This is a genomic window from Pantoea piersonii, from assembly GCF_003612015.1.
Taxonomy (GTDB): domain Bacteria; phylum Pseudomonadota; class Gammaproteobacteria; order Enterobacterales; family Enterobacteriaceae; genus Pantoea; species Pantoea piersonii.
In genome coordinates, this window is sequence record NZ_RARB01000025.1 from 1 (window position 1) to 5696 (window position 5696).

Genomic DNA, 5696 nt, shown 5'->3' on the forward strand with positions numbered 1-5696 from the left:
GGCACTGTTGCAAAGTTAGCGATGAGGCAGCCTTTTGTCTTATTCAAAGGCCTTACATTTCAAAAACTCTGCTTACCAGGCGCATTTCGCCCAGGGGATCACCATAATAAAATGCTGAGGCCTGGCCTTTGCGTAGTGCACGCATCACCTCAATACCTTTGATGGTGGCGTAAGCCGTCTTCATGGATTTAAATCCCAGCGTGGCGCCGATTATCCGTTTCAGTTTGCCATGATCGCATTCAATCACGTTGTTCCGGTACTTAATCTGTCGGTGTTCAACGTCAGACGGGCACCGGCCTTCGCGTTTGAGCAGAGCAAGCGCGCGACCATAGGCGGGCGCTTTATCCGTGTTGATGAATCGCGGGATCTGCCACTTCTTCACGTTGTTGAGGATTTTACCCAGAAACCGGTATGCAGCTTTGCTGTTACGACGGGAGGAGAGATAAAAATCGACAGTGCGGCCCCGGCTGTCGACGGCCCGGTACAGATACGCCCAGCGGCGGCCATTGACCTTCACGTAGGTTTCATCCATGTGCCACGGGCAAAGATCGGAAGGGTTACGCCAGTACCAGCGCAGCCGTTTTTCCATTTCAGGCGCATAACGCTGAACCCAGCGGTAAATCGTGGAGTGATCGACATTCACTCCGCGTTCAGCCAGCATCTCCTGCAGCTCACGGTAACTGATGCCGTATTTGCAGTACCAGCGTACGGCCCACAGAATGATGTCACGCTGAAAATGCCGGCCTTTGAATGGGTTCATGTGCAGCTCCATCAGCAAAAGGGGATGATAAGTTTATCACCACCGACTATTTGCAACAGTGCCNCCGACACGACGCTCTTCCGTTCTTGCAGTACCAGCGTACGGCCCACAGAATGATGTCACGCTGAAAATGCCGGCCTTTGAATGGGTTCATGTGCAGCTCCATCAGCAAAAGGGGATGATAAGTTTATCACCACCGACTATTTGCAACAGTGCCGCCGCCGATATTCTGAAGGCGTTAAACCCGTTTGCTTCTTAAACGCGGTATTAAAGACCGATTTAGAGTTAAAGCCTGAGGAATACATAATATCAAGAATGGTCCGCTTATCTTCCGGCATTGCCAGGAGTTTTTTAGCGTGCTCTATTCGGTACTCGCTGATAAACGTAAAAAAATTCTGCTGAAACCCGTTGTTGATAATGGCTGACAGATCGTGCGGCGAGAGTTTTAACTGATGCGCAAGCTGGCTTAAGGACAGGGTGGAATCCAGAAACGGCTGATTCCGGTGCATAAATTCTGCCACCTTATCCACCTGTTCAGCCCCCCGTAACTGCGGTGCTTTAACCGGCTGAATATTCTCCAGCAGGATTTCATCTGCCTGCGTTAGCCCCATAAACGCAGCGGGTTGCCGCAGCGCACAAACTAATAACGTATTAATAAATGCAAACCCCGCTATGCTGACAACGGGCAGTACCCAACTCGTTTTATCGGTTAGCCTGAACAGATAGAAAAACAGGCAGCAAATAATACTGACTATCCAAAGTCCCAAATAACCTGACAGCAGGAAGCGGAGCCAGAGCATTTGCTGGCGGGCAATATCGGAATAAAGATGCTGAATATCCGAATTAAATGACCGCAAACGTCTGAGGGAATAGCCAAGCCAGCCGAGAAATACCCCGTGATAGGCCAATGCAAGGGGCAGTGATACTGGCATGCCCGGTAAATCCTGCTGCTGTAAGAGCGTTATTTTTGCTGAGTCAGATAACGGAACGTACAGCGTGAAAAACACAATAAGGCCAGTAGCAAACGGGATTAAGTGTACAGCATGAGCTGGCCGGATTCGAAAATGGCGATACATCAGCGAACGGGTATACAGATAGATGGCCGGTGGCTGAAGCAGAGAGATAAGCGTACCGATATAGGCGTAGTTCGGGTGTAAAAAACTCACGCCGCTACCATAGAGGAAAAGTTCACCAAAACCGGCGGCAAGGGTCAGCAGAACGATCACCAATAGCCGGTTGCTGACTTGTATGATGTTAGACGGCAAAAGAAGAAAAACAGAGAGCAATGCAGCCTGCATCATTCCTGCTGCCAGAAGAAAAACAGATAGATCATTCAGCATGCACGAGCACCAACAATTTAAAACGAGATATGAGAAACGGACGCCACACACGCTTCGTGTCAGCAGAACGTTCGACTTTACGTTTCATACGTTCGAATTTATCAATTCGAACGACTCCCGGGTTACTCGCCAGTACTCTGCAACCAAATCGGCAGAGGACTGAAATTCTGCCTCCTTTAAACACAAAAAAGCAGATGAACAGGTCGAAAGAGACCCCGGAGTATTAATATGAAAAAGCAGAAAAAGACCAGAACATCCCTGTGCGCAAGCATTATGTTCCTTGCGGGAATGACCGTAAGCACAACGGCGTTTGCCCACTGCGACAGCATGGATGGGCCTGTGATCACCGAGGCTAAAAGCGCCCTTCAGGCGCGTGATGTTACCCCATTATTAAAATGGGTACCAGAAAACCGTGAAGATGACGTCAGAAAGGCGTTTGACGAAACAATGAGTAAACAAGGCAGCAGTCAAACCTCTCAGGAAAAGGCCCAGCAAAAGCTTTTTACCACCCTGGTACGTATTCACCGTGAAGCGGAAGGTGCATCGTTTACCGGTGTAAAATCGGCAGGTCATATTCCTGTTATTGTACAAGAGGCTGATGCCGCACTTCGCACCAACAGTGTTGATAGCCTGGTGGCAAAGGTGACCGCTAACATTGAGCATGCTATCCGGGAAAAATTTACCAAAGCCGAACTCAGTAAGCAGCAGGCGAATCAATCGGTTAAGCAGGGACGCGAATATGTAAAAGACTACATTCACTACATACATTTTGTCGAGGAAATAAACAAAATGGCGGAGGGTAGAGCGCCCGATACGGAGCATCAGCACTAATCATCATGCCCTTCAGAGATGCCTTTACGGCATCTCTGAACCGCGACGCTAAGGCTGTGCGAAAACGCAGCTCACCGTGCTAACCGTTGAACGATACTGAACGTTTCAGGAGCATCGTTGTGACGGTTAGCTTCGGCTAGACAACCATAATATATTGATAAACAGGGAGCGGGATTCTGGTCTGAACCGAGGGCCTCAGCTTTGCCCTACGTCACTGCAACGAAACGACTAAAATCATGGTCAATGACCAGCCCAACGGCGTCACCTTTATTGGAGATAGCGCCAACTGGTGCAAACATTCTATCATCAATGTCCGATCACGGCCTGAGACATTCGACAAGCATTTTATGGTTTCAGTAAGAGTTTCAGTGCCAGCAAATATTTCACTTCGTCGTACCGGGTTTGGTCTTCCTGCAGCGGTAAAGGATCCTTATCCATTTAAACGCCAGAGCCCGGATAGCTGATTGATGCGATTTCCCTTTTTCACGCTCACGCTGGCTCGAGTAATAAAGTCTGGCCCAGTATGATGAGTTACACGTCTTCGCAGTCCATTCCACAAATGTCTGTCAGACGAACTTCGCATACTGCCAACGCCAGTGTCCCCTGGATTTTGGCCGCTTCGCTCGGTTACTGGTTCAATGCCTGTATAGTTTTGAGTTTTTCAACGCTGTTAAACTGGTCGCGGTTATCACCCAATGAGGCAAGCATGCACGGATCCATCGCGAGCCAGTGACAAGGCATGCACAGGGAAAACAGTGATAAATGGGTACTTCTGGCGATTCATCCTGCTCCGCTACTGAAGGCGTGGTGCGTAACGGCAAAAGCACTGCCGGACATCAGCGCTATCTCTGCTCTCATTGCCGTAAAACATGGCAACTACAGNAAAGCACTGCCGGACATCAGCGCTATCTCTGCTCTCATTGCCGTAAAACATGGCAACTACAGTTCACTTACACCGCCTCTCAGCCCGGTACGCACCAGAAAATCATTGATATGGCCATGAATGGCGTCGGATGTCGCGCCAGTGCACGCATTATGGGCGTTGGCCTCAACACGGTTTTACGTCACTTAAAAAACTCAGGCCGCAGTCGGTAACCTCGCGCATACAACCGGACAGTGATGTGATTGTCTGCGCTGAAATGGACGAACAGTGGGGCTACGTCGGTGCTAAATCACGTCAGCGCTGGCTGTTTTACGCGTATGACAGGATACGGAGGACGGTTGTTGCGCACGTCTTCGGTGAACGCACTCTGGCCACACTGGAGCGTCTTCTGAGCCTGCTGTCGGCCTTTGAGGTCGTGGTATGGATGACGGATGGCTGGCCGCTGTATGAATCACGCCTGAAGGGAAAGCTGCACGTTATCAGCAAGCGTTACACTCAGCGCATTGAGCGACATAATCTGAATCTGAGACAACATCTGGCAAGGCTGGGACGGAAGTCACTGTCGTTCTCAAAATCGGTGGAGCTGCATGACAAGGTCATCGGGCATTATCTGAACATAAAACACTATCAGTAAGTTGGAGTCATTACCCAAAATTTCGTTTAATATCTTTTAGGGATTGTACGCCGGCACCCCTTTTACCGTCTTAGGGGTTCCGTGGGAATTTCTGCGATAACAAACGCTAAGGAAAAGTGAAGTTCTTTAGATTGAAGCGATTAGTACGAAGTGGCCTACATAAGTGAATGGCGAACAGCATACAGATTCTCTCTTAAAAATATGTGAGACAATAGAAAAACGACTGAAAATTTTTTGTATATTAATAGCTTCACAAGCTTTGATGATAGAGGGTAAAAATCACCATTATCTAATCAATTTGACGCTCATATCATTGAATGAAGAAATGGTAAAAATCAATTGAGAGCAATATTAAATATCAAAATAAAAACGATGAAAAAAAGATTGTTACCAATACAATGAGGACATTAGAATCACGCCCCCCAAATTTTATATAATTAAGATCATAGATGCAGATCAGTTTGGTTAGTTCTCCGTAGGGGAGAAGTTATGAAAACAGGTAAATGGAATAAACATCGTTCGTGTAAAATGCATTAATACGAATGGGTAACATGTATTTCCAGGGATTTAATCAAACAATGGCATCAGTTTTTCAACCAGTAGCAGATCGCTTAAACCATCTAACAAAACAACTTCCATACCAGAGTCAATAAGTGAATCAATCCCAGGCACTTCCTCAAAGCCGATAACCATGATCGGCTTTCGGTCTATAAAATCAAATATTACTAATGGAAGTATTACACTGTTAATTAATTCAAATTCTTTAAAGAAAGCATCTGTGCCATATTCACTGGTAGGAAAAAGAATCTCACTTAATCTCACACCATAAAAAACATGATTGTAGATTCAATTGGTCAACGCAACAGTTATGTGAAAACATGGGGTTGCGGAGGTTTTTTGAATGAGACGAACATTTACAGCAGAGGAAAAAGCCTCTGTTTTTGAACTATGGAAGAACGGAACAGGCTTCAGTGAAATAGCGAATATCCTGGGTTCAAAACCCGGAACGATCTTCACTATGTTAAGGGATACTGGCGGCATAAAACCCCATGAGCGTAAGCGGGCTGTAGCTCACCTGACACTGTCTGAGCGCGAGGAGATACGAGCTGGTTTGTCAGCCAAAATGGGGTCAGTTTGGATATCGAAAATTATTGTACTATAAGGACTTCCCCGGCATGTCAAAGCCGGTATTTATGGTTTCTGTCTGCTCTTCAGTAAAAATAAAGGGGAGAGACTGCGGTACTATAA

General features: G+C 47.1%; 5 protein-coding genes and 4 pseudogenes. 4 read left to right on the forward strand and 5 right to left on the reverse strand.

What is annotated here, in order from left to right; translation table 11 throughout:
- Window positions 1-52 precede the first annotated feature (52 nt).
- From D7S44_RS23185 to D7S44_RS23195, 3 genes and pseudogenes are all read right to left on the reverse strand, one after another.
- Complete coding sequence (locus D7S44_RS23185) at window positions 53-760, reverse strand: IS6-like element IS26 family transposase (protein WP_120458510.1); 708 nt, start codon at window positions 758-760, stop codon at window positions 53-55.
- Between the two features lie 79 nt (window positions 761-839).
- Window positions 840-914 (reverse strand): annotated as a pseudogene (locus D7S44_RS24225) (IS6 family transposase); the annotation flags it as partial.
- Window positions 915-960: 46 nt separating this feature from the next.
- Complete coding sequence (locus D7S44_RS23195; protein WP_024555186.1) at window positions 961-2100, reverse strand: helix-turn-helix domain-containing protein; 1140 nt, start codon at window positions 2098-2100, stop codon at window positions 961-963.
- A 228-nt stretch (window positions 2101-2328) separates the two neighbouring features.
- Between D7S44_RS23195 and D7S44_RS23200 the strand changes: the two genes are divergently transcribed.
- Window positions 2329-2931 (forward strand): DUF6448 family protein, encoded by a 603-nt coding sequence (locus tag D7S44_RS23200; RefSeq protein ID WP_016246540.1) that lies wholly within the window; start codon window positions 2329-2331, stop codon window positions 2929-2931.
- A 345-nt stretch (window positions 2932-3276) separates the two neighbouring features.
- On the opposite strand, the pseudogene D7S44_RS23205 reads toward D7S44_RS23200, so the two are convergent.
- A pseudogene (locus D7S44_RS23205) lies at window positions 3277-3669 on the reverse strand (transposase); the annotation flags it as partial.
- Window positions 3670-3693: 24 nt separating this feature from the next.
- On the opposite strand from D7S44_RS23205, the gene D7S44_RS23210 reads away from it, so the two are divergent.
- Window positions 3694-4448, forward strand: a protein-coding gene (locus D7S44_RS23210; protein ID WP_120458511.1) for an IS1 family transposase whose coding sequence is annotated in 2 segments (ribosomal slippage) — window positions 3694-4000 and window positions 4000-4448 — 756 coding nt in all. Because the reading frame shifts where the segments join, the coding sequence is not laid out codon by codon here.
- A gap of 567 nt (window positions 4449-5015) precedes the next feature.
- Here D7S44_RS23210 and D7S44_RS23220 read toward each other — a convergent pair.
- Window positions 5016-5270, reverse strand: coding sequence for a hypothetical protein (locus D7S44_RS23220; protein ID WP_024555336.1), 255 nt, complete (start codon window positions 5268-5270; stop codon window positions 5016-5018).
- Window positions 5271-5272: 2 nt separating this feature from the next.
- Here D7S44_RS23220 and D7S44_RS23965 point away from each other — a divergent pair.
- Together D7S44_RS23965 and D7S44_RS23225 are read left to right on the forward strand one after the other, a co-directional pair.
- A pseudogene (locus tag D7S44_RS23965) lies at window positions 5273-5353 on the forward strand (hypothetical protein); the annotation flags it as partial.
- Window positions 5350-5574 (forward strand): annotated as a pseudogene (locus tag D7S44_RS23225) (IS30 family transposase); the annotation flags it as partial. The pseudogenes D7S44_RS23965 and D7S44_RS23225, both read left to right, overlap by 4 nt.
- Window positions 5575-5696 lie beyond the last annotated feature (122 nt).

Coding starts and splice junctions, on each gene's coding strand:
- D7S44_RS23185 (WP_120458510.1), bottom strand. CDS start 760: ATGAACCCATTCAAAGGCCGGCATTTTCAGCGTGACATCATTCTGTGG.
- D7S44_RS23195 (WP_024555186.1), bottom strand. CDS start 2,100: ATGCTGAATGATCTATCTGTTTTTCTTCTGGCAGCAGGAATGATGCAG.
- D7S44_RS23200 (WP_016246540.1), top strand. CDS start 2,329: ATGAAAAAGCAGAAAAAGACCAGAACATCCCTGTGCGCAAGCATTATG.